Annotated in this window: 20 protein-coding genes; 15 read left to right on the top strand and 5 right to left on the bottom strand. The window is 64.5% G+C overall.

Translation table 11 applies throughout. The annotated features are described in order from the left end of the window. Positions 1-6 precede the first annotated feature (6 nt). Together JQ587_RS02165 and JQ587_RS02160 are read right to left on the bottom strand one after the other, a co-directional pair. Entirely contained in the window at positions 7-1,701 is a 1,695-nt protein-coding gene (locus tag JQ587_RS02165; protein ID WP_212302150.1) for an AMP-binding protein, read from the bottom strand. Positions 1,702-1,822: 121 nt separating this feature from the next. Next, complete coding sequence (locus JQ587_RS02160; RefSeq protein WP_212424275.1) at positions 1,823-3,016, bottom strand: serine hydrolase domain-containing protein; 1,194 nt, start codon at positions 3,014-3,016, stop codon at positions 1,823-1,825. Positions 3,017-3,353: 337 nt separating this feature from the next. Here JQ587_RS02160 and JQ587_RS02155 point away from each other — a divergent pair, with 337 nt between their 5' ends. The 3 genes from JQ587_RS02155 to JQ587_RS02145 all read left to right on the top strand — a co-directional run bounded on the left by JQ587_RS02155 (position 3,354) and on the right by JQ587_RS02145 (position 6,547). Continuing rightward, complete coding sequence (locus JQ587_RS02155) at positions 3,354-3,674, top strand: hypothetical protein (RefSeq protein ID WP_194478636.1); 321 nt, start codon at positions 3,354-3,356, stop codon at positions 3,672-3,674. A 162-nt stretch (positions 3,675-3,836) separates the two neighbouring features. Next, on the top strand, positions 3,837-5,330 hold the full coding sequence (locus JQ587_RS02150; RefSeq protein WP_212302061.1) for an NAD-dependent succinate-semialdehyde dehydrogenase: 1,494 nt from the start codon (positions 3,837-3,839) through the stop codon (positions 5,328-5,330). A 101-nt stretch (positions 5,331-5,431) separates the two neighbouring features. Further along, positions 5,432-6,547 carry an SbmA/BacA-like family transporter gene (locus JQ587_RS02145; protein WP_212424274.1) on the top strand — a complete coding sequence of 372 codons (1,116 nt, stop codon included), beginning with the start codon at positions 5,432-5,434 and terminating at the stop codon, positions 6,545-6,547. Here JQ587_RS02145 and JQ587_RS02140 read toward each other — a convergent pair. Further along, entirely contained in the window at positions 6,522-7,436 is a 915-nt protein-coding gene (locus JQ587_RS02140; RefSeq protein WP_212424273.1) for a phosphoribosylaminoimidazolesuccinocarboxamide synthase, read from the bottom strand. The two genes, JQ587_RS02145 and JQ587_RS02140, sit on opposite strands and share 26 nt — an antisense overlap. A gap of 77 nt (positions 7,437-7,513) precedes the next feature. Next, a complete protein-coding gene (locus JQ587_RS02135) occupies positions 7,514-8,431 on the bottom strand; it encodes a pirin family protein (RefSeq protein ID WP_212424272.1) in 918 nt (305 codons plus the stop codon). Between the two features lie 64 nt (positions 8,432-8,495). Here JQ587_RS02135 and JQ587_RS02130 point away from each other — a divergent pair, with 64 nt between their 5' ends. The 3 genes from JQ587_RS02130 to JQ587_RS02120 all read left to right on the top strand — a co-directional run bounded on the left by JQ587_RS02130 (position 8,496) and on the right by JQ587_RS02120 (position 11,955). Next, the gene (locus tag JQ587_RS02130; RefSeq protein ID WP_212424271.1) at positions 8,496-9,065 is read left to right on the top strand and encodes a GNAT family N-acetyltransferase; all 570 of its coding nucleotides are present in this window, start codon (positions 8,496-8,498) and stop codon (positions 9,063-9,065) included. A 52-nt stretch (positions 9,066-9,117) separates the two neighbouring features. After that, on the top strand, positions 9,118-10,179 hold the full coding sequence (locus tag JQ587_RS02125; RefSeq protein ID WP_212424270.1) for a helix-turn-helix domain-containing protein: 1,062 nt from the start codon (positions 9,118-9,120) through the stop codon (positions 10,177-10,179). 348 nt (positions 10,180-10,527) lie between these two features. Continuing rightward, entirely contained in the window at positions 10,528-11,955 is a 1,428-nt protein-coding gene (locus JQ587_RS02120) for a serine hydrolase domain-containing protein (RefSeq protein ID WP_212424269.1), read from the top strand. A gap of 30 nt (positions 11,956-11,985) precedes the next feature. On the opposite strand, the gene JQ587_RS02115 is transcribed toward JQ587_RS02120, so the two are convergent. Next, positions 11,986-12,987 carry an adenosine kinase gene (locus JQ587_RS02115; protein WP_212302054.1) on the bottom strand — a complete coding sequence of 334 codons (1,002 nt, stop codon included), beginning with the start codon at positions 12,985-12,987 and terminating at the stop codon, positions 11,986-11,988. Positions 12,988-13,111: 124 nt separating this feature from the next. On the opposite strand from JQ587_RS02115, the gene murJ reads away from it, so the two are divergent. From murJ to miaB, 9 genes are all read left to right on the top strand, one after another. Next, a complete protein-coding gene (murJ, locus tag JQ587_RS02110; RefSeq protein WP_212424268.1) occupies positions 13,112-14,644 on the top strand; it encodes a murein biosynthesis integral membrane protein MurJ in 1,533 nt (510 codons plus the stop codon). Positions 14,645-14,713: 69 nt separating this feature from the next. Continuing rightward, entirely contained in the window at positions 14,714-15,766 is a 1,053-nt protein-coding gene (gene trpS / locus JQ587_RS02105) for a tryptophan--tRNA ligase (RefSeq protein WP_212302052.1), read from the top strand. 94 nt (positions 15,767-15,860) lie between these two features. Next, a complete protein-coding gene (locus JQ587_RS02100) occupies positions 15,861-16,355 on the top strand; it encodes a universal stress protein (protein WP_212302051.1) in 495 nt (164 codons plus the stop codon). Positions 16,356-16,501: 146 nt separating this feature from the next. Next, positions 16,502-17,071, top strand: coding sequence for a NifU family protein (locus JQ587_RS02095; protein ID WP_212302050.1), 570 nt, complete (start codon positions 16,502-16,504; stop codon positions 17,069-17,071). Between the two features lie 89 nt (positions 17,072-17,160). Then, complete coding sequence (gene tsaB, locus JQ587_RS02090) at positions 17,161-17,850, top strand: tRNA (adenosine(37)-N6)-threonylcarbamoyltransferase complex dimerization subunit type 1 TsaB (protein WP_212424267.1); 690 nt, start codon at positions 17,161-17,163, stop codon at positions 17,848-17,850. Beyond that, a complete protein-coding gene (gene rimI / locus JQ587_RS02085; protein WP_212302048.1) occupies positions 17,847-18,332 on the top strand; it encodes a ribosomal protein S18-alanine N-acetyltransferase in 486 nt (161 codons plus the stop codon). The genes tsaB and rimI overlap by 4 nt, the downstream gene beginning before the upstream one ends. A 38-nt stretch (positions 18,333-18,370) precedes the next feature. Continuing rightward, the gene (locus JQ587_RS02080) at positions 18,371-18,826 is read left to right on the top strand and encodes a Fur family transcriptional regulator (protein ID WP_128948724.1); all 456 of its coding nucleotides are present in this window, start codon (positions 18,371-18,373) and stop codon (positions 18,824-18,826) included. 6 nt (positions 18,827-18,832) lie between these two features. Further along, on the top strand, positions 18,833-19,513 hold the full coding sequence (locus JQ587_RS02075) for an HAD family hydrolase (RefSeq protein ID WP_212302047.1): 681 nt from the start codon (positions 18,833-18,835) through the stop codon (positions 19,511-19,513). A gap of 190 nt (positions 19,514-19,703) precedes the next feature. Next, complete coding sequence (miaB, locus tag JQ587_RS02070; RefSeq protein ID WP_212302046.1) at positions 19,704-21,101, top strand: tRNA (N6-isopentenyl adenosine(37)-C2)-methylthiotransferase MiaB; 1,398 nt, start codon at positions 19,704-19,706, stop codon at positions 21,099-21,101. Positions 21,102-21,165 lie beyond the last annotated feature (64 nt).

The following is a 21,165-nucleotide window of genomic DNA, read 5'->3' as shown; positions in this document are numbered from 1 at the left end:
GCCGCCTCACGCCGTCTTCGCCGCCTTCAGCCCCAGCCGCTGCTCCACGGCCTCGCGCATCACGAATTTCTGGATCTTTCCGGTCACCGTCATCGGGAAGTCGTCGACGAACTCCACGTAGCGCGGGATCTTGTTGTGGGCGATCTGGCCCTCGCAGAAGGCGCGGACCTCTTCGGCGGTCAGCGTCTCGCCTGGCCTGACGCGGATCCAGGCGCAGAGCTCCTCGCCATAGCGGGTGTCGGCCACGCCAAAAATCTGCACGTCCTGGATCTTGGGGTGACGGTAGAGAAACTCCTCGATCTCGCGCGGATAGAGGTTCTCGCCGCCGCGGATCACCAGATCCTTGATCCGGCCGACGATGTTGCAATAGCCCTCGTCGTCGATGGTGGCGAGATCGCCGGTGTGCATCCAGCCATTGGCGTCGAGCACGTCGGCGGTCTTTTCCTTCTCCTCCCAATAGCCCAGCATGACGCTGTAGCCGCGGGTGCAGAGCTCGCCGCGTTCGCCGCGCTTGACGATTTTGCCCTCGAGGTCGACGACCTTCACCTCGACATGCGGATGAATCCTCCCGACGGTAGAGACGCGCCGCTCGAGCGGATCGTCCGTCGCGCTCTGGAAGCTGACCGGGCTGGTCTCGGTCATGCCATAGGCGATGGTGACCTCGCGCATGTTCATCTCGGTGTTGACGCGCTTCATCACCTCGATTGGGCAGGGCGCGCCCGCCATGATGCCGGTGCGCAGCGATTTGAGATCGAATTTCGAGAACTCGGGATGATCGAGCTCGGCGATGAACATGGTCGGTACGCCGTAGAGCGTCGTGCATCTCTCCTGCTCGACCGCACGCAGCGTCGCCAGCGGATCAAAGCCCTCGCCGGGATAGACCATGGTCGCACCCAGCGTGACGGAGGCGAGATTGCCCATCACCATGCCGAAGCAATGATAGAGCGGCACCGGGATGCAGATGCGATCCGCTTCGGTCAGGCGCATCGCGCGTCCGGTGAAATACCCGTTGTTGAGGATGTTGTGGTGTGTCAGCGTCACGCCTTTCGGCGATCCCGTGGTTCCGCTGGTGAACTGGATGTTGACGGGATCGTCGAACTGAAGCGCGGCGCCGAGCGCGGCAAGCCGTTCGCGGTGCTCCACTCTGCCCATGCGCGCGACCTCCTCGAACGGGATCGTGCCTGAGGCCGCAGGACCGCCGATCTGGATCACCATCCGCAAGGCCGGCAGCCGCGCTGCCTGCAACTGTCCGGGCCTGGCGGCTGCCAGCTCCGGCAGCAGCGTGTTGAGCATCTCGATGTACTGGCTGGTTTTGAACGCCGTCGCCGTGACGATCGCAGCGCAGCCGACCTTCTTCAGCGCGAACTCCAGCTCGCTCAGCCGATAGGCGGGATTGATCGTCACCAGGATCAGGCCGGCCTTGGCGGCGGCGAACTGGGTCAGAGTCCATTCCGGCCGGTTCAGCGACCAGATGCCGATCCGCTCGCCGCGTTCGAGGCCAAGCGCGAGAAAGCCCGCGGCGAGCGCGTCGACGCGTTCGGCGAACTCCGTCCAGGTCCATCGCACGCCGTGGCTGGGCGAGACCAGCGCCTCGCGGTTACCCCAGCGCCGTACCGCATGATCGAGGCTGCGACCGATGGTATCGCCGAGCAGCGGCGTATCCGAGATGCCGCAAACGTAACTTTCGGCTTTGCCTGCCAGACCGTCCGCCAAGTTCGTCTCCTCAAAAATGTTGCCTCGTGCCCTGAAGCCGAAGGCGTTCGGGCACGAGGTTATCCGTTGCCGGGAAGGCGCGCGACGCCGCGCGCCTCATACTAAGTGGTTACGCCGCCTTCTTGCCGCTGCCCGCATCGAGCCCGGCGTAGACGCCGCGCTCGAAGCCCGCGAACGCCTGCAGGCATTTTGCATCCGCAAACGGCAGCAGCTGCATCAGAATCACGCCGGTGACGTCGCGCACCGGGTCGATCCAGTAATAGGTATTGGCGAGGCCCGCCCATGCGAGACTGCCTGCACTGCGGCCCTCCGCGGTCTTCGCGGTGTTGATCATGAAGCTGAGGCCCCACTTCTTCGCCTGATCCGGATAGAGATCGACGTCGTTGGTGTAAATCGGCGCCGCCGTCGTCATCTTGGTCATGTTGAGATCGCCCATCTGGTTCTGGCTCATCATGGCGATGGTCTCGGCTTTGAGCACCTGGTTGCCGTTGCCGCGGCCCTTGTTCAGGATCATCTGGGTGAACTTGATGTAGTCGGCCGCGGTCGAATACAGGCCGCCACCCCCCATGTGGAATTCCGGGTTCTGCTCGAGCTCGAACGGAATCGCGGCGAGCTGTCCGTCCTCACCGCGCGCGTGCATGCCGACGAGACGCTTGCGCATGTGGTCGGTGATCTTGAAGCCGGTGTCGGACATGCCGAGCGGCGCAAAGAGATTGTCGCGCAGATAGGCATCCAGCTTTTTGCCGCTGACGGCTTCCACGGCCTTGCCGACGAAATCGATATTGGTGCCGTATTCCCAGCGCGTGCCGGGATCGGTCATGACAGGCGTCTTCAGCGCGGCGTTCTGGCAGGTGATGATCCCGGGTGTGCCGGTCTTCTCCATATAGGCTGCGAATTCACCATTCCACATATCGTAGCAGAAGCCGGCCGTGTGGGTCATGAGCTGGCGCAGCGTGATCGCTCTTTTCGCCGGACGCAATTTTGGTTCGCCCTTGGCATCGAAGCCTTCGAGCACATGCGGCTTGGCGAGATCAGGCAGCAGCGATCCGATCGGCGCATCGAGCGACAGCTTGCCCTGCTCGACCAGTTGCATCGCGCCGGCACTTGTTACCGCCTTCGTCATCGAGGCGATCCAGAACACGCTGTCGGCGGTCATCGCATCGGGCTTGGACAGATCGCGCTTGCCGAACGCGCCTTGATACAGCACATCGTTACCGCTGGCGGCGATCGCAACGACGCCGGGGATTTCCTTGGCGTCGCTTGCCTTGCGTAGAATCTCGTCGATCTCAGCTTTGCTTTGCATGCGCGTTTCCTCCGGTTTGATTATTGTTGGAAGTGATCGATTGTCCTCCCGCATGGGCTGCGCAGCAAGCGTGGTGATATGCACCCTGCGGTCGCGATGTCGTGACTTGACGCTCTCGGTCCAGCGCGGGACGACTGTTTTGCAACACGTCTTCACAATCTGCGGTGGATGGCCGCAACCAGCCGTGACCTTGGATGGGCTCAGGCGATATGTTTCAGGTGTTTGAAGCACTGAAACATTTTGTGCGTTGCGGCGTTCAGTTCGCGGCCTGATTGACGGCGGACGTTAAGACTTGATGCAATTTTGGCGGCCGCCCACCGGCCGCAAGGGGGCTTAAATGATTTCGACATGGAGCGAATGGAAGCGCTATCCCCGTCCCGGCCGGGGCGACAATCTGGAAGCGCCGATCTCGCCCGGTATTTACGAGGTTCGGATCGCCGGCACCGGCGCACTCTACTCCTTCGGCGCGGTCGACAACCTTGCGCAGTCGCTGGCGCTGCTGCCGGTCGGCTCGAAATCCTGGTTCGGCCGCCGCGACACCTCGGATGTGCCCGATCTCGAATACCGGACCTGCGCGACCTCCTCGAAGGCCGACGCCAAGGCAGCCGCCGAGCGCATGATCGGCCGGCGCGAGACCTATATGAGCGGCGCGGCGTAACTGCTTGCTCGATTGCGATGCCAAACCTCTCCCGCAGGGAGAGGTGAAGAGCTGGCCCGTCCCAACTTAAGCTCCCAGCAGATGTGCGTTGCGGGACGGTGCATTGCGTGTCGTCTCTCCCTATATTCCGGGCCGATCCGATCGCGCCTTAGGAGTAATGCCATGACCTCGACCGCCGCTGCACGCGCCCAGCACGCCACCGCCAGCCTGCGCGGCCGGTTGAAAGACCCGTCGCTCCTGAAGGAGGCCTGCTACATCGACGGCGCCTGGGTCGGCACGCCAGTCTTTGCCGTGAACAATCCCGCGACCGGTGTCGAGATCGCGAAGGTGCCGCAGCTGGGTGCGGACGATACCACCAAGGCGGTCGAAGCCGCTCAGCGCGCCTTCCCGGCCTGGGCCAAGCACACCGCCAAGCAGCGCTCCAACATCCTGCGCAAATGGTTCGAGCTGATCATCGCCAATCGCGAGGACCTCGCGCTGATCCTCACCTCCGAGCAAGGCAAGCCGTTGTCGGAAGCGCTTGGCGAGGTCGACATCGGCGCCGCCTATATCGAGTTCTTCGCCGAGGAAGCCCGCCGCGTCTATGGCGAGACCATCCCGACGCAGCGGCCCGATGCGCGCCTGCTCGCGATCAAGCAGCCGATCGGCGTCTGCGGCGCCATCACGCCGTGGAACTTCCCGAACTCCATGATCACGCGCAAGGTGTCGCCGGCGCTGGCCGCGGGCTGCACCGTGGTGCTGAAGCCCGCCAACGAGACGCCGCTCTCGGCCTTGGCGCTGGCCGTGCTCGCCGAGAAGGCCGGCATCCCCAAGGGCGTGCTCAACATCATCACCGGTGATGCGCCGCCGATCGGCAAGGTGCTGTGCGAGCATCCGGCGGTGCGCTTCGTCGGCTTCACCGGCTCGACCGCAGTCGGCAAAATCCTCTACCAGCAGGCGTCCGTCGGCGTGAAGCGGCTCGGCCTCGAACTCGGCGGCAACGCGCCGTTCGTGGTGTTCGACGACGCCGACATCGATGCTGCGGTCGAAGGCGCGATCGTCTCGAAGTACCGCAACATGGGGCAGACCTGCGTCTGCGCCAACCGCATCTACGCCCAGGACAAGATCTACGACGAGTTCGTGAAGAAATTGTCGGCCAAGGTCTCCGCGATGAAGATCGGCGACGGCACCGAGACCGGCGTCACGCAGGGGCCGCTGATCAATATGAAGGCAATCGACAAGGTCGAGCGCCACATCGCGGATGCCGTCAAGCGCGGCGCCAAGGTCGTGACCGGCGGCAAGCGTAGCGAGCTCGGCCGCTCGTTCTTCGAGCCGACCGTGCTCGCCGACGTCAAGCCGGACTCGCTGGTGTCGCAGGAAGAAACCTTCGGCCCGCTCGCCCCCGTGATCCGCTTTAAGGACGAGGCCGACGTGATTGCGATGTGCAACGCTTCGCCGTTCGGCCTCGCGTCCTACTTCTACTCCCGTGATCTCGGCCGCGTCTGGCGTGTCGCCGAAGCGCTGGAGTCAGGCATGGTCGGCGTCAACACCGGCCTCATCACCACCGAAGTCGCGCCGTTCGGCGGCGTCAAGGAAAGCGGCCTGGGGCGCGAAGGTTCGCGTCACGGCATGGAAGAATATGTCGAGATCAAATATGTGATGATGGCGGGGGTATAGCCGGCGTCGCTTGACGCAGGTCAAGAGGCCTCGGGCAAGGCACCATAATTTGGCGCGAGCGGCATCATCTGGTGGCGCGCACGCAGGATTGCGGCTTGCGAATGCTGACGAGGACCTCTTTCGTTCCGGGTGAAAAGCGGCTGCTTGGCCGTTTCTGGCATAGCGCCTCTGGATACTGGCGCGGACCAACGGCGTGGACAGCCTGGCTCCTGGTGATTGCGCTGATTGCCAACGTGGTCCTGCAACTCCTGACACAATATCGCTTGAACTACTGGAATCGCGATTTCTTCGACGCGATCGGGCAGAAGGACCAGGCGGGACTGCTCTATCAGGCGTTTCGGTTTCTGCCGCTGGCGGGCGCAAGCATCGCCCTCGCCGCTTTCTCGGTGTGGGCGCGCATGACCCTGCAACGTTCCTGGCGCGAATGGCTGAGCAACCGCCTCTATGACGATTGGCTGGGAGGTTCTCACCTTGCCAGGTCGGGCCCCCTCGCCGGACACCACGAGGCGCCCGAATATCGCATCGCCGAGGACGCCAAGGTCGCAACCGACTTGCCGATCGACCTCGCCACCGGGCTGCTTCAGTCCTTGCTCACGATCGGTACGTTCATCGGGGTGCTATGGTCCGTCGGCGGCAATTTGCGGGTCCATCTTGACGGTATGGACTTTACGATTCCCGGCTATCTCGTCCTTGCTGTGATCGCGTATGCCGCGCTGCTGGCGATCGGCATCTGGCTGACAGCCGGCCGTCTGACGCGAGTCATCGAAGAAAACAAGCGCATGGAGGCTGAGCTACGGGCGATTGGAACGCATGTGCGCGAAAGCGGTGAAGGGAAGATCGTTTTCGAGGATCGACCCATTGGCCGCCACGCCGTCGTGTCCGCGTTGAAGGCCGTGATCGCGATCTGGCGCATCTATTGCTGGCAATTAATGCGGATGACGCTGATCACGTACACCAGCCTTCTGGTCACGCCTGTGATCGGCCTGCTGTTGTGTCTCCCCAAATACCTTGCCGATGCGATGACGCTTGGCGAAGTGGTTCAGGCGTCGGCGGCATTCGTCGTCGTCCAGACCGCGTTCAACTGGTTCACCGACAACTACGCCAAGCTTGCAGAATGGACAGCCTCCGCCAACCGGGTTGCCGAACTCCTGCTCGCCCTGGACGAGGATGAGACGATCCAGAATAGCAGAGCTAAATCTTCAGCTCTTTCCCCGTGACCCGCCGATACGCTTCCAGATACCGCCTGCTGGTCGCATCCACGACGCTTGCGGGCAGCGGCGGCGGCGGGGCATCGCCGTTCCAGCGGCCGGCGCGGCGCTCGACGTCGAGATAGTCGCGAAGCGGCTGCTTATCGAAACTCGCCTGCGGCTGGCCGGGCTTGTAGGCATCGACGGCCCAGAAGCGCGACGAGTCCGGCGTCATGACTTCGTCGATCAGGATGATGCGGCCGTCCTTGTCGCGGCCGAACTCGAACTTGGTGTCGGCGATGATGATGCCCTGCTCGCGCGCCAGCTCCTCGCCGAGCGTGTAGATCGCACGCGTCATGCTTTCGAGCGTATAGGCAACGTCGTCTCCGACGACTTCGCGCATCTTCGCGATGGTGATGTTCTCGTCATGGCCGGTCTCGGCCTTGGTCGCAGGGCTGAAGATCGAGGGATCGAGCTTCTCGCTCTCGACGAGGCCGGCCTTCAGCTTCTCGCCGGCAAGCGTGCCGCTCGCCGCGTACTCCTTCCAGGCCGAGCCCGAAAGATAGCCGCGGATCACGCATTCGATCGGAAACACGGTGGTGCGCTTGCACAACATGGCGCGGCCGAGGATCTCGGCGCGGTGCGGCTGCAAAGCCGGCACGGCCGTGATGATCTCGTCGGTGTCGGCGCTCATCATGTGATGCGGCACCACGCCTTCGAGCTTGTTGAACCAGAAGGCGCTGATCTGGGTCAGCACGGCGCCCTTCATCGGGATGGTCTCGCCCATCACGACGTCGAAGGCGCTGATGCGGTCGGTGGTGAGGAGCAGCAGGCGGTCGTCGTCGACGGCGTAAATATCGCGCACCTTGCCGCGGCCGATCTTGGTCAGGGGCAGGTCGCTGGAGAGCATGGTGGTCATCGCAAGGCTTTCGCAGACTTGGCTTACAGGAAGGACATCCGGCCGCACCTGTCGGCACGGCCGGATACCGGATTAGCCTATTCCGGCAGCGGAATGAACTCATGTTCCTGAGGAACCGCAGCGAAGCGGCCGGTTTTCCAGTCCTGCTTGGCCTGCTCGATCCGCTCCTTGCTGGAGGAGACGAAATTCCACCAGATGTGGCGCGGCCCTTCCAACGCATCGCCACCGAGAAACATCATTCGCGTGGCCTTGAGCGCCTTCACGGTGATGCGGTCGCCGGGACGGAAGATCAGCAGCCGCGGCCCCTCGTAGCGCTCGTTCGCGATCTCGACCTCGCCATCGACGACATAGATCGCGCGCTCTTCATGATCGGGGTCGAGCGGCACGGTCGCCCCGGCCACGGCCGTGACCTCGGTGTAGAACCAGGGCGAGACCATTTCCACCGGCGAGATGATGCCGAAGGCGGAGCCCGCGATCACCCGTGCGGTAAAATCGCGCTCGGAGATCATCGGCAGATCGCCTGCCGCATAATGCTGGAACGAAGGATCGATCTCCTCCGATCCGGCCGGCAGCGCGATCCAGCTCTGCAGGCCGAGCATCTTTTGCCCCGAGGCGCGCTGCGCCTCCGGCGTGCGCTCCGAATGCGCAATGCCGCGGCCCGCCGTCATCAAATTCATCGCGCCGGGCGCGATCTCCTGCACGTTGCCCTCGCTGTCGCGATGCATGATCGACCCGTCAAACAGATAGGTGACGGTGGCAAGCCCGATATGCGGATGCGGCCGCACGTCCATGCCCTTGCCGGAGACGAACTGCACCGGCCCGAAATGATCGAAGAAGATGAAAGGCCCGACCATCTGCCGCTTGCCGTGCGGCAGCGCGCGCCGCACCGCGAATCCATCGCCGAGATCGCGGGTCCGCGGCACGATAACGAGATCGAGCGCATCGCAGGACATGGGATCGCCGAGCACGGGATCGTTGGAGGGTTGCCAGCTCATGGTGGACTCCTGTTTCTTACTGGTATGATCGTAGCAGAACATCGTTCGGAACGGGAGGAGACAGATGATTCCGCCGCTCAAGCCTGGCGCCAGGCTGCTCGAGGTCACCGGCCCCGAAATCGAGACGGACCGTCTTATCCTGCGCCAATGGCGCGCCAGCGACATCGCGCCCAACGCCGCAATGCTGAGCGATCCCGGCACGGCGCGGTTTATCGCGGCCGACGGCAATCCAGTCACCACCGCGATCGCTGGCTGGCGCAATGCAGCCGTGATCTCCGGGCACTGGGCGCTCTACGGCTTCGGCATGTTCGTGGTCGAGGAAAAGGCGAGCGGCAAATATGTCGGCCGTGTTGGACCGTGGAGTCCGCCCGGCTGGCCCGGCTTCGAGGTCGGCTGGGGCATTGCCAAGGAATTTCGCGGCAAGGGCTATGCGGTGGAGGCAGCCCGTGCGTCGATCGACTGGGCGTTCGACAGTTTTGAGGTCGACGAGATCATGCACTGTATCGAAAGCGTGAACGCGCCGTCCCAAGCTGTGGCGCGAAAGCTCGGTGCGCGGAAGGATCGTGAGATCGATCTGTTCGGCAAGCCTGCCGACGCCTGGATCACGACACGCGCGTCGTGGCGGCGAAATTGAATCCGTCGCTGATCTGACTTAAGTTCGCGGCGCTGACGACCGGACCGATGGGATGCTGCTGACCAATCTCGAGCTCGCTTTCCGCGCCGCCAGCGTCGCGCTGCTGCTGATGCTGGCGGCGGCGCTGTTGCAGGACTTTCGCAGAGTGCTCACAGCGCGCCTCGGCGCGGCCTTTGCGCTGGGCTCGGCCGCGCATGCGGCGAGCTATTCGATGGATGTCACGTCGCGGATCCCGCTCTGGCATGCACCGCTGATCGCGTTGTCGACCGGCACCATGGTGATGTTCTGGCTGTTCACACGCTCCCTGTTCGACGACGAGTTTCGTCTCCGCTGGTGGCACGGATGGATCTGGGCGCTGGTGACGGCCTTCAGCTTCGCGGGCTGCGTCTGGATTGCCCCCAGCGGCCATGTGCGGTTCTCGGTGACGGCAGTCAATCTGATCGTGCTCGGCTTCATTGCGCTTGCGATCGGGCAGACGATCGCCTCGTGGCCGGCCGACCTGGTCGAGCGCCGCCGCCACGTTCGCGTCTTCATCGTCTGCGCAACCGCACTCTATGGCGGGCTGAACGCGGTGCTCCAGATCGCAGTCGCCGGCTACCACGTCGGCGAGGTCGCCGAGACCATCAATGCCGGCGCGCTTACCTGCACCGTCGCCGCGATCGTCTATGCCATGATGCGTATTGATGGGGCGGATCTGTTTCCGGCCGCGGCGGAGCCCGCGCCGCCGATTGTCTTTAGTCAGCCGGCGGTCGATGAGGCCGCCGATCAAAAGCTCATCGATGCCCTGATGCGGCTGATGGCGGACGAGCGGATCTATCGCCAGGAGAACGTCACCATCGGCGTTTTGGCGACCCGGCTGAAAATTCCGGAATACCGGCTGCGCCGGCTGATCAACCAGCGGCTCGGCTATCGCAATTTCAATGTGTTCCTGAACAACCACCGCATCGAGGAAGCCAAGGCCGCGCTCGCCGATCCCACCCAGGCCGAGGTTCCCGTCATCACCATCGCCATGGACGCCGGCTTCCAGTCCCTCGGCCCATTCAACCGCGCCTTCAAGGCGGTGACCGGCGTGACGCCAACGGAGTACCGGCGGCTCAAGGTCGATGCAGCCTGAGCTTCTCTTAATCTCTCCCCGCGAGCGGACCGCAAGCGGGGCGAGGTCGGATCGCCCTTGCGATCCGGGTGAGGGGGTACAGGTCTCACGGCGATCTCACCCGCGGAGAGAGGCCCCTCACCCCAACCCTCTCAGCGCGAGCGAAGCTCGTCACGGCCCCGTACGAACGGGGCGAAGGAGTACACCGCGCCGTGGTGATGCAGCATTTAAATGATTAGAATCATGGAATAATTCCAAAATCGACCAGTCCGCTCCGACTTCAACCAGGTCGTTTTTCAAATCCGGCGAGCGCATATCGCCCACATCCGGCCTGCTCTCCCGCACCACCCCCGCAGCCGGAGAAAGCCCGTGACCCGCCGCCGCAAGATCATCCTCCTCACCACCACCATTATCTGTGCCGGTCTTGCGCTCGGCGCGGCACGGGCCCGCGATGTGCCCAAGGTTGCGACCGGCTTCATCGCCGACACGCTCTGCGCGGAGACGTTCGTCTCCGGCCTGGATCCCCGGCGCGACCTCGCCGAGACCACCGACGCGATGCCGGGCACCCGCCTGCTGACCTGGGCAATGGATCTTCAGATCGATCGCAGCCGCAAGGATGTCACCGTGTCCCTGTTCGGGATCGGCCGCAGCCATGCCGTCTATCGCGAGGGGCTCGGCTGCACGCTCGAGCACGGCCAGGGAATCGTCGACGTCGCATTGCCGTCCGACGGCAAGCAGCCGGCCTCGCTCCCCGAGATCGCCGGCCCGGGACTCGTGACGCCACAAAGCGAGGGCCTGTCAGCTGCGCTCGACCGCGCCTTCGCCGAGCCCGCGCAGCCGCCTTACCGCCGTACCCGCGCAATCGTCGTCATGAAGGCCGGCCGCATCATCGCCGAACGCTATGCCGACGGCATCGGACCGGAGACGCAACTGCTCGGCTTCTCCATGACCAAGTCGGTGATGTCGGCGTTGACGGGCATTCTCGTGCGCCAGGGCAAGTTGAAGCTCGACGGGTCCGCGCCGGTTGCGGCCTGGCAAAATCCGAATGATCCGCGTCATGCCATCACCGTCGATCAATTGCTGCGTCACACCGCAGGCATTGCGCTCGGAAGCTCGTTGGAAGCCTGGCTCGGTTCGGCGCTCGAGCCGGTCAACACCATGAAATTCGCCGAGGACGACATGGCCGCCTATGCCGCGAGCATGCCGCTCGCGACTGCGCCGGGCACGGTGTGGAATTATCACGACGGCAACACCATCATGCTCGCGCATCTGATCCGCAACGCCGCGGGTGGCAAGCCCGAAGATGCGCTGCGCTTCGCACGCCGCGAATTGTTCGCGCCGCTCGGCATGAACAACGTCACGCTTCAGCTCGACGGCGCCGGCACGATCGAGGGCTCCAGCAACATGCTCGCATCCGCGCGCGACTGGGCGCGCTTCGGCCAGCTCTATCTCAATGACGGCGTCGCCGGCGGCCGGCGCATTTTGCCAGAAGGCTGGGTGAACTATTCGGCGACGGCGACGCCGAACGCCTGGGTCGGCATCGGCGCCGGGTTCTGGACCAACCAGGGCGACAGCTTTGGCGCAATGTTTCGAACCAAGCACGGTTGGCCGCGCGACGCCTTCTTCGCCAAGGGCACGATCGGGCAGTACACGATCGTGATCCCCTCGGAGCGCCTCGTCATCGTGCGCCTCGGCCGCTCGCCGAACGCGCCGCCGCAAGCCGATGGCGTGTTCGATCTCGTGCGCGACGTGGTGGCGACGACGCGCGAGAAGGGAAAGCTGGCGGGCGTGAATTGAGCTGTCCCCCGCCTTCCCTGGAGGGAAGGGCTAGACCCTCAGCCCCCGCTGCTGCGCCAATTCCTTCAGCGACACTTGCGGGCGCGCGCCGATGTGCTGGATCACTTCGGCAGCGGCAAGCGCACCGAGTTCGCCGCATTGCTTGTGCGACAGATCGCGCGAGAGGCCGTAGAGGAAGCCGGCGGCGAACAGATCGCCGGCGCCGGTGGTGTCGACCAGCTGGGTGATCGGCGAGGCCGGCGCGGAGACGGCGTCGGTCGGCGTCACCACGACGCAGCCCTTCTCGCTACGGGTGACCACGCCGAGCTTGACGTCGTTACGCAGCTGCTTGAGCGCGGTGTCGAAGTCGGAGGTCTCGTAGAGCGAATGCAGCTCGGACTCGTTGGCGAACACGATGTCGGCGGTGCCGTCGCGCATCAACCCCAGAAATTCGTCGCGATAGCGGCCGACGCAGAAGGAGTCCGACAGCGTCAGCGCGACCTTGCGCCCGGCCTCGTGGGCAATCTTGGAGGCCTTGAGGAAGGCTTCCTTGGCGCCCGGCGGATCCCAGAGATAGCCTTCGAGATAGACGATCTTGGCGGCCGCGATCTCGGCCGGATCGATATCGGCCGGCGACAGATCCTGCGCCGCGCCGAGATAGGTGTTCATGGTGCGCTCACCGTCACCGGTGACCAGGATGTAGGAGCAACCGGTGGCCGGGCCGTCCTTCGCGGCGGGCGTATTAAAGGCAACGCCGGCAGCGCGGATGTCGTGGACATAGAGCTTGCCGATCTGGTCGTCCTTGACCTTGCCGACATAAGCGGCGCGCGCGCCGAGGCTGCCGATGCCGACGATGGTGTTGGCGGCCGAGCCGCCGGAGACTTCCGTCGCCGGGCCCATGTCATTGTAAATGGCGGCGGCCCGCGCCTCGTCGATCAGGGACATACTGCCCTTGGTCATGCCGTGCTTGGCCAAAAAGGCCTCGTCGGTGCGGACCAGCACGTCGAACAGCGCATTGCCGATGCCGAGAACGTCATATTTCACGTCAGCCATTCACCTTGATCCTGTTTGCCGGATTGCGATCCCTGAGGAAATCCGCTTCCTGTCGGCCTGAAATCTGGCCCGCGGCCTATCACGACCGGGCCGCTACGGGCAAGCAACGGTATTATAACAGCCGATGATCCGCTCCTTCCTAACCGTCTCGACGGGAACACTGGCCTCGCGGCTGCTGGGCTTTGCTCGCGATTCCCTGATCGCGGCGCTGCTCGGCACCGGCGCCGTGGCGGATGCCTTTCTGGCCGCCTTCCAGCTCGTCAATGTGGTGCGTCGCCTGCTCAGCGAGGGGGCCCTGAATGCCGCGTTGGTTCCGGCCTGGCTGCGCATCCGCGACCGTGATGGCGCAGAAGCTGCGTCGGCGTTTGCCGGACGCGTGCTCGGCACGGTCAGCGCGGCCCTGATCGTGATCTCGATCGGCATCGCGCTGTTGATGCCGCTGATCATCATGATCATCGCGCCCGGCTTCGTCGGCAGCGCCACGCTCGATCTCGCCGTCCAGAACGCGCGGCTGATGCTGCCTTATCTCGCCTTTGCCGGCCCGGTCACGGTGCTGATGGGGCTGCTGAATGCGCAGGGACGATTTGCGCTCACGGCGTTCTCGCCGCTGCTGTTCAACATCGCACTGATCGCAACAATCGCGGCGCTGCTGCTGTGGCACGCCGATGCGTCGCTGGCCGCATGGATGCTGGCAGCCACCGTCGGCATCGCCGGCCTGCTGCAGCTCCTGATGCTGCTGTCGCAGCGAAGCGCAAGTCTCGCAACACCGTTGCGCGTGAGCTTCGACAAGGAGATGCGCGGCTTCTTCGCCAAGGCGATCCCGGGCATGATCGCAAGCTCGGGCCCGCAATGGCTGATGGTGGCGGGCGCCATCATCGCTTCCGCAACGCCGTCCGCCGTGTCCTGGCTCTATTTCGCCAATCGCCTGATCGAGCTGCCGCTCGGCATCGTCGGCGTCGCCATGGGCACGGTGCTGGTGCCGGAGCTGACGCGCGCGGTCGGCAGCGGCGATCGCGATGCGGTGGCGCACGCTGAATCGCGCGCGCTGGAACTTGCGACCGGGCTCGCACTGCCCGCAACGCTGGGCCTCGCCGTGCTGGCCGAGCCGATCGTGCGGCTGTTGTTCGAGCATGGCGCCTTTGGCGCGGAGGACAGCGCGGCCACTGCACATGCGCTGATGTGGCTGGCGCTGGGCCTGCCGGCCCATGTGCTGATCAAGGCGCTGTCGCCGGCCTTCTATGCCCGCAGCGACACGATGACGCCGCTGCTCGCCACGGCCAAGGGCTTTGTGGTCGCGGTCGTGCTCGCCGTGCTGCTCGGGCACTTCCTCGGCGCGAGCGGGATCGCGGCCAGCATCGCGGCCGGCGCCTGGAGCAGCGCACTGGCGCTGCTTCGAAAAGGCACGAGCGAATTCGGTTTCTCGGTCGACGCCGCTGCCCGCAAGCGGTTGCCGCGGATCGTGCTCGCCGCAGCCGCCATGGGCGCCCTGCTCTGGCTGACGACGGGGCTGATGCCATCAGCAGCGCATGGCCTGATCCGCTTCATCGTGCTCGGCCTGCAGATCGCGGCCGGGATCGCCGTCTATGGCGCGCTCCTGCAAATCCTTGGCGCAGCCTCATGGCGCGAGGCGGCTGGCGCCCTGAAGCGGCCGGCCTGACGAATTGCCCTTGACGGGGCAGCGCTGCTGTTGGAAACGACGGCCGGCGACCTCTCAGGAAAACTGACCATGCCATTCGTTGAACGGGTTTTTTCGGGCGTCCAGCCGACGGGCAATCTGCACCTCGGCAACTACCTCGGCGCGATCGTCAACTTCGTGAAGATGCAGGAAACCCACAACTGCATCTATTGCGTCGTCGACATGCACGCGATCACGCAGGGCTTGGACGTCTGGGGCGGGCCGGTCGAGCTCGCGCGCAACACCCGCGAGGTGACCGCGGCGTTCATCGCTGCCGGCATCGATCCGAAGAAGCACATCGTGTTCAACCAGAGCCAGGTCTCGGGCCACGCCGAGCTCGCATGGATCTTCAACTGCGTCGCGCGCACGGGCTGGCTCGACCGCATGACCCAGTTCAAGGAGAAGGCCGGCAAGAATCGCGAGAACGCCTCGGTCGGGCTGTACGACTATCCCGTGCTGATGGCCGCCGACATCCTGCTCTACCGCGCCACCCACGTTCCGGTCGGCGAGGACCAGAAGCAGCATCTCGAGCTCTCGCGCGACATCGCGCAGAAGTTCAACAATGATTTCGGCGATTCCATTCGCAGCCACGGCGGCAATGACGGCCTGTTCTTCCCGCTGCCGGAACCGTTCATTACGGGCCCGGCGACGCGCGTGATGAGCTTGCGCGACGGCACCAAGAAGATGTCGAAGTCGGATGCGTCGGACAATTCGCGCATCAATCTCACCGACGACGCCGACACCATCGCGCAGAAGATCCGCAAGGCGAAGACCGATCCGGAGCCGCTGCCGTCCGAAGAGAAGGGCCTGGAAGCGCGGCCCGAGGCCGACAATCTCGTCGGCATCTTCGCAGCCCTCTCCGACCGCTCCAAGGCCGACGTGCTCCGCGAATTCGGCGGCGGCCAGTTCTCCAGCTTCAAGAACGCGCTGGCAGAGCTGTGCGTCACCAAGCTCGCGCCGATCGCCGGCGAGATGAAGCGCCTGGTTGCGGACCCCGGCCACATCGACACCATCCTCAACAATGGTTCCGACCGGGCTCGCGTCATCGCCGAGGAGACCATGAACCTCTCCAAGGACATCGTCGGCTTCATTCGCCGGCGCTAGACCCTTGGCCTGCGCCACGGCGCGGGCCGCTTCGCCTCTCCCCAAGCGCGAGCGAGTGTGGCAGCATGCTCCCGGTGCAGATTCCGGGATAGGCATGACCAGCAAGCGACTTTGCTTCGAGCCGGGTCACAAGCCCAAATGCCTCGTCATTGTCGACGACACCGCCGAATGGGATCGCGCGGTCTATTACGCCAGCCGCTGGGCGATCCGCGCCGGCGGCGGCGTGGTGATGCTGCGCATCATCGAGATCGAGGACCAGAACCAGCAATGGCTTGGAGTCGCCGACATCATGCGCGCCGAAGCGCATGAAGCGGCGGAAGCCGCGCTCGACCGCGCCGCCGGCCGCGCCAACGGCATCGCCGCGATCACACCGGAGCGGCTGATCCGCGAAGGGGCCGCGATGGAACAGCTGCTCGCGGTCATCGACGAGGACCCAGACATCGCCATGCTCGTGCTCGCCGCCAGCCCCGGCGCGGAAGGGCCAGGGCCCTGGGTGGCGCTGCTTTCGCACGTGCTCGGCACGTTCCCGGTGCCCGTGACCGTCATTTCGGGGGCGCTCAGCGACCAAAGCGTGGATTCGCTGTCGTAGCCCCCTGAAGACGTTCAGGCGGCACCCTAACCCACTGAAATAACAGCGAAACGACCGCCACCCCCCTTGATCGTGCGTTCCCCGTCGCCATCTGCTAGGGAAGAGAGCACGCGCCGGCCTTGAACCGGCGACGTCTGGAGAAAACCATGTTCATTCAAACCGAAGCCACCCCCAATCCCGCCACGCTGAAATTCATTCCCGGCCGCATCGTGGTCGACGGCAGCCCGATGGAATTTTCGAGCCGCGAAGCCGCAACGCGCTCGCCGCTCGCCGAAAAGCTGTTCGAGGTGCCCGGCGTCACCGGCGTGTTCTACGGATCCGACTTCATCACCGTGACCAAGGCGAACGGTGAGTGGCAGCAGCTCAAGCCTGCAATCCTCGGTGCCATCATGGAGCACTACATGTCCGGCGCGCCGCTGCTCGCCGACGGTACGACCGCCAGCGATGTCGAGATCGACGATGAGGACGAATTCTTCGACGAAGCCGATGCCGAGACGGTCGACATGATCAAGGATCTGATCGAGACGCGCGTGCGGCCGGCGGTCGCCAATGACGGCGGCGACATCACCTTCCGCGGCTTCAAGGACGGTATCGTCTACCTCAACATGAAGGGTGCCTGCTCGGGCTGCCCGTCCTCGACCGCGACGCTCCAGCACGGTATCCAGAACCTGCTCAAGCATTTCGTGCCCGACGTGGTCGAAGTCCGGCCGATGTGAATCGGTGTGCGAATGGCGAGTAGCGAATGGCGAATAGAGTTCCGATCGGCTAGACTGTTCGCTATTCGCCACTCGCCATTCGCTTTTTCATGATGATCCTTGCCATCGATACCGCGCTCGAGGCGTGCGCGGCCGCCGTTCTCGACACCGACGCCGGCGAGCTCCTTGCGCAGGAGCAGCTTCTCATGAAACGCGGCCACGCCGAGACGCTGATGCCGATGATCGCGCGCGTCATGCAGTCGGCCAATGTCGCATTCACGGCACTCGACCGGATCGCGGTAACCGTCGGCCCCGGCAGTTTCACCGGCCTGCGCGTCGGCATTTCGGCGGCGCGCGGTCTTGCGCTTGCGGCAAAACGACCGGCCGTCGGCCTCACCACCTTGTCGGCCTACGCAGCCGCCATCGTCGGCCGGAGCGGAACAGCGCCGGTGATCTCGGCGATCGATGCACGGCACGATCACGCCTATTTCCAGATTGTCGCCGGCGACGGCAGCCAGCTGGTGCAACCGGGCATCGCCCCGATCGACGAGGTGATCGCGGCCTCGCAATTCGGCGCGCCGCATCTGGTCGGCAATGCCGCAAGGATTCTCGCCGATCGCTGGCCGAAGGATGGGCCGCAACCTGTTGCGGTCGACGCGCAGCCTGCGCCCGACATCAGCTGGGTCGCATGGCTCGGCGCCGCGGCCAATCCCGACGCCAATCCGGCGCGGCCGTTCTATCTGAAAGCGCCCGATGCAAAGCCGGCGGCGCCGCCGCTCGCACAAGCCGCAAGCTCATGATGGGATGGTTTTCGGAATGGTGGCACGGCGGCACTGCGGCCGTCGAGCCGGCGTCGGCGCGCGACGCGCCGCGGCTGGCGCAGCTTCACGGCCAATCCTTCGCGCATGGCTGGGGCGAAGGCGAATTCGAGAGCATGCTCAGCGAGAGCAACACGCTCGTCCACCGCTTGCGCCTGGGGCGCAAGATCATCGGCTTCGCGGTGTCCCGGATCGGGGCGGACGAAGCCGAAATCCTCTCGGTCGCGGTCGACCAGTCCCACCGCGGCCGCGGCTTCTCCCGCACGCTGCTGATGACCCATCTCGGCCATCTCGCCGGGCGTGGCGTGCGCACGATATTTCTGGAAGTCGAGGAGAACAACCAACCGGCACGACGGCTCTATACGAGATGCGGATTCGTGGTGGTCGGGCGCCGCGAACGCTACTATAAGCAGGCCAACGGGGAACAATTGAACGCACTACTGATGCGACGTGACTTGTCGTAACATCGATGGCAGAAAGCGCCCCGTCAGACGGACACGATATGACAGGACTTAAACCTTCTTCCGCATCCAAGGCGACCGGCATCGAGGCGCGTTGCGCCGCCACAGGCATGCGCATGACCGAGCAGCGCCGCGTCATTGCACGCGTGCTCGCAGAAGCGGTCGACCACCCCGATGTTGAGGAACTGTACCGGCGCTGTGTCGCGGTCGACGACAAGATCTCGATCTCGACCGTCTATCGCACCGTCAAACTGTTCGAGGACGCCGGTATCATCGAACGTCACGACTTCCGCGAGGGCCGCGCGCGCTACGAGACGATGCGCGACAGCCACCACGACCACCTCATCAACCTGCGCGACGGCAAGGTGATCGAATTCACCTCCGAAGAGATCGAGAAGCTTCAGGCCGAGATCGCCCGCAAGCTCGGCTACAAGCTGGTGGATCACCGGCTCGAACTCTATTGCGTCCCGCTCGACGACGACAAGCCGGCGTCTTAAAGTCTCGTGCCCATCGACCTCATCATCTTCGATTGCGACGGCGTGCTCGTGGACAGCGAGGTAATCTCCTGTCGCGCCCACGCTGACGTGCTGACGCGTCACGGCTATCCGATCACTTCGGAGCAGGTGTCCGAACGCTTCCTCGGCCGTTCGACAAAACAGGCCAATCTCGAGATCGAAACCGAACTCGGCCGCGCGTTACCCGAGGCCTATCACGGCGATCTCCAGGACGAGCTGTTTCGCGCATTCGAAGCCGACCTCGAAGCGATCCGCGGCATCCACGACGTGCTTGACGTCGTGACGCAACGTGTCTGCGTTGCCTCGAGCGGTTCGCATCCGCGCATGCAGGTGAGCTTGGGGAGCACGGGGCTCTATGAACGCCTCGCACCGAACATCTTCTCGTCCTCGCAGGTGACAAACGGCAAGCCCGCGCCGGACCTGTTCCTGTTCGCCGCCAAGGAAATGGGCGTGCCGCCCGAGCGCTGTGTCGTGATCGAGGACAGCCTCGCGGGAATCGCGGGGGCGCGCGCGGCCGGGATGAAGGTATTCGGCTTTTACGGTGGCAGTCATTGCGGGGCCGGCCACGCCGAGACCCTGCGCCAAGCCGGCGCCGACTTGACCTTCTCGGACATGCATCAGCTGCCGGATCTGGTTCGGCGGGTCGCGGCAGACGCCCTGGCGGGCTGAATCCGGCCTCGCCGTCGTTCCGGGGCACGCGCGACGCGCGCGAACCCGGGATCTCGTGCCCAAAACCGCTGGATTCCGGGCTCGCCCGCTTTGCGGGCGCCCCGGAATGACCGGTAAGCGGCCCAATCGCTGGATTTTCGCCCCTTCAGCCTATATTTGAGGACCGTCCTCCACCTCAATTCCGGGTTCCATGACGCCGCCGCGCAAGCTGCACATCAAATCATATGGCTGCCAGATGAACGTCTACGATGCCCAGCGCATGGTGGACACGCTGGCCCCCGAAGGATTCGTGGAGACGGCCAACGCCGAGGATGCCGACCTCGTCATCCTCAACACCTGCCATATCCGCGAGAAGGCCTCTGAAAAGGTCTATTCCGAGCTCGGCCGGCTGCGCGTCGCCAAGGACGAGGCCGCGCGCGAGGGCCGCGCCATGCAGATTGCGGTGGCAGGCTGCGTCGCACAGGCCGAAGGCGAGGAGATCGTGCGCCGCGCGCCCACCGTCGACGTCGTGGTCGGCCCGCAGAGCTATCATCATCTGCCCGAGCTGTTGAAGCGCGCCGGCCATGAAGGCCGCGCGATCGAGACCGAGTTTCCCGCCGCCGACAAATTCGGCTTCCTGGCCCAGCCGAAGCCCGATGCGATCCGCGCGCGCGGCATTTCCGCGTTCGTCACGGTGCAGGAAGGCTGCGACAAGTTTTGCACGTTCTGCGTCGTGCCCTACACGCGGGGCTCGGAAGTCTCACGCCCGGTCGCGAAGATTGTCGATGACGTGAAGCGGCTCGCCGACAATGGCGTGCGCGAGCTCACGCTGATCGGGCAGAACGTCAACGCTTATCACGGCGACGGACCTGACGGAAAAAGCTGGGGGCTCGGCAAATTGCTGGAGCATCTGGCGCAGATTCCCGGCATTGCGCGGCTGCGCTACTCGACCAGCCATCCCCGCGACGTCGACGACAGTTTGATTGCAGCCCATCGTGATCTCGACGCCTTGATGCCGTTCGTGCACCTGCCGGTCCAGTCGGGCTCGGACCGGATTCTGGCCGCCATGAACCGGAAACATACCGCCGATGATTACCGGCGCGTCATCGACCGTTTCCGGTCCGCGCGCCAAGACATTGCTTTCTCATCAGATTTTATCGTGGGCTTCCCTGGCGAGAGCGAGCAAGATTTTCTCGCCACCCTCGCGCTTGTCACGCAAATCGGCTACGCTGCAGCGTATTCGTTCAAATACTCCGCCCGGCCGGGAACGCCGGCCGCGGATATGCAGGAGACGGTGTCCCCCGCCGAGATGGACCAGCGATTGGAGCGGCTCCAGGAACTGATCGACAGCCAGCAATCGGCCTTCAACAAGGCTGCGATTGGCTCAACGGTCGACGTGCTGTTCGAACGTCCGGCGCGCAAGGACGGCCAGATCGTCGGTCGCACCGCCTTCCTCCAGCCCGCGCATGTGATGGCCTCGCCCGACATCATCGGACAGATCCTGCCGGTGCGAATCGACAGCCTCGAGCGCTACAGTTTCCTCGGCGAGCTCGCGACGCCGCGCATTGCACGCGAGCCCGCTTTATCATCCATCGCCACTGGAGCCTGAACCCTTGCCAAAAAGCGCATCGGATTCGTCCTCTATCGCTCCCAGCCGCAAATTTGACCGCGAC

Origin of the sequence: Bradyrhizobium manausense (assembly GCF_018130615.1) — a bacterium.
GTDB lineage: Bacteria > Pseudomonadota > Alphaproteobacteria > Rhizobiales > Xanthobacteraceae > Bradyrhizobium > Bradyrhizobium manausense_A.
Note: the sequence above shows the minus strand (reverse complement) of the source record. Positions and strands in the feature narration are given on the sequence as shown.

Coding starts and splice junctions, on each gene's coding strand:
- JQ587_RS02080 (WP_128948724.1), top strand. CDS start 18,371: ATGACAGGACTTAAACCTTCTTCCGCATCCAAGGCGACCGGCATCGAG.
- JQ587_RS02095 (WP_212302050.1), top strand. CDS start 16,502: ATGTTCATTCAAACCGAAGCCACCCCCAATCCCGCCACGCTGAAATTC.
- JQ587_RS02150 (WP_212302061.1), top strand. CDS start 3,837: ATGACCTCGACCGCCGCTGCACGCGCCCAGCACGCCACCGCCAGCCTG.
- JQ587_RS02135 (WP_212424272.1), bottom strand. CDS start 8,431: ATGAGCTGGCAACCCTCCAACGATCCCGTGCTCGGCGATCCCATGTCC.
- murJ (WP_212424268.1), top strand. CDS start 13,112: ATGATCCGCTCCTTCCTAACCGTCTCGACGGGAACACTGGCCTCGCGG.
- rimI (WP_212302048.1), top strand. CDS start 17,847: ATGATGGGATGGTTTTCGGAATGGTGGCACGGCGGCACTGCGGCCGTC.
- JQ587_RS02100 (WP_212302051.1), top strand. CDS start 15,861: ATGACCAGCAAGCGACTTTGCTTCGAGCCGGGTCACAAGCCCAAATGC.
- JQ587_RS02115 (WP_212302054.1), bottom strand. CDS start 12,987: ATGGCTGACGTGAAATATGACGTTCTCGGCATCGGCAATGCGCTGTTC.
- JQ587_RS02160 (WP_212424275.1), bottom strand. CDS start 3,016: ATGCAAAGCAAAGCTGAGATCGACGAGATTCTACGCAAGGCAAGCGAC.
- JQ587_RS02125 (WP_212424270.1), top strand. CDS start 9,118: ATGCTGCTGACCAATCTCGAGCTCGCTTTCCGCGCCGCCAGCGTCGCG.
- JQ587_RS02130 (WP_212424271.1), top strand. CDS start 8,496: ATGATTCCGCCGCTCAAGCCTGGCGCCAGGCTGCTCGAGGTCACCGGC.
- JQ587_RS02140 (WP_212424273.1), bottom strand. CDS start 7,436: ATGACCACCATGCTCTCCAGCGACCTGCCCCTGACCAAGATCGGCCGC.
- JQ587_RS02145 (WP_212424274.1), top strand. CDS start 5,432: ATGCTGACGAGGACCTCTTTCGTTCCGGGTGAAAAGCGGCTGCTTGGC.
- JQ587_RS02155 (WP_194478636.1), top strand. CDS start 3,354: ATGATTTCGACATGGAGCGAATGGAAGCGCTATCCCCGTCCCGGCCGG.
- miaB (WP_212302046.1), top strand. CDS start 19,704: ATGACGCCGCCGCGCAAGCTGCACATCAAATCATATGGCTGCCAGATG.
- trpS (WP_212302052.1), top strand. CDS start 14,714: ATGCCATTCGTTGAACGGGTTTTTTCGGGCGTCCAGCCGACGGGCAAT.
- tsaB (WP_212424267.1), top strand. CDS start 17,161: ATGATGATCCTTGCCATCGATACCGCGCTCGAGGCGTGCGCGGCCGCC.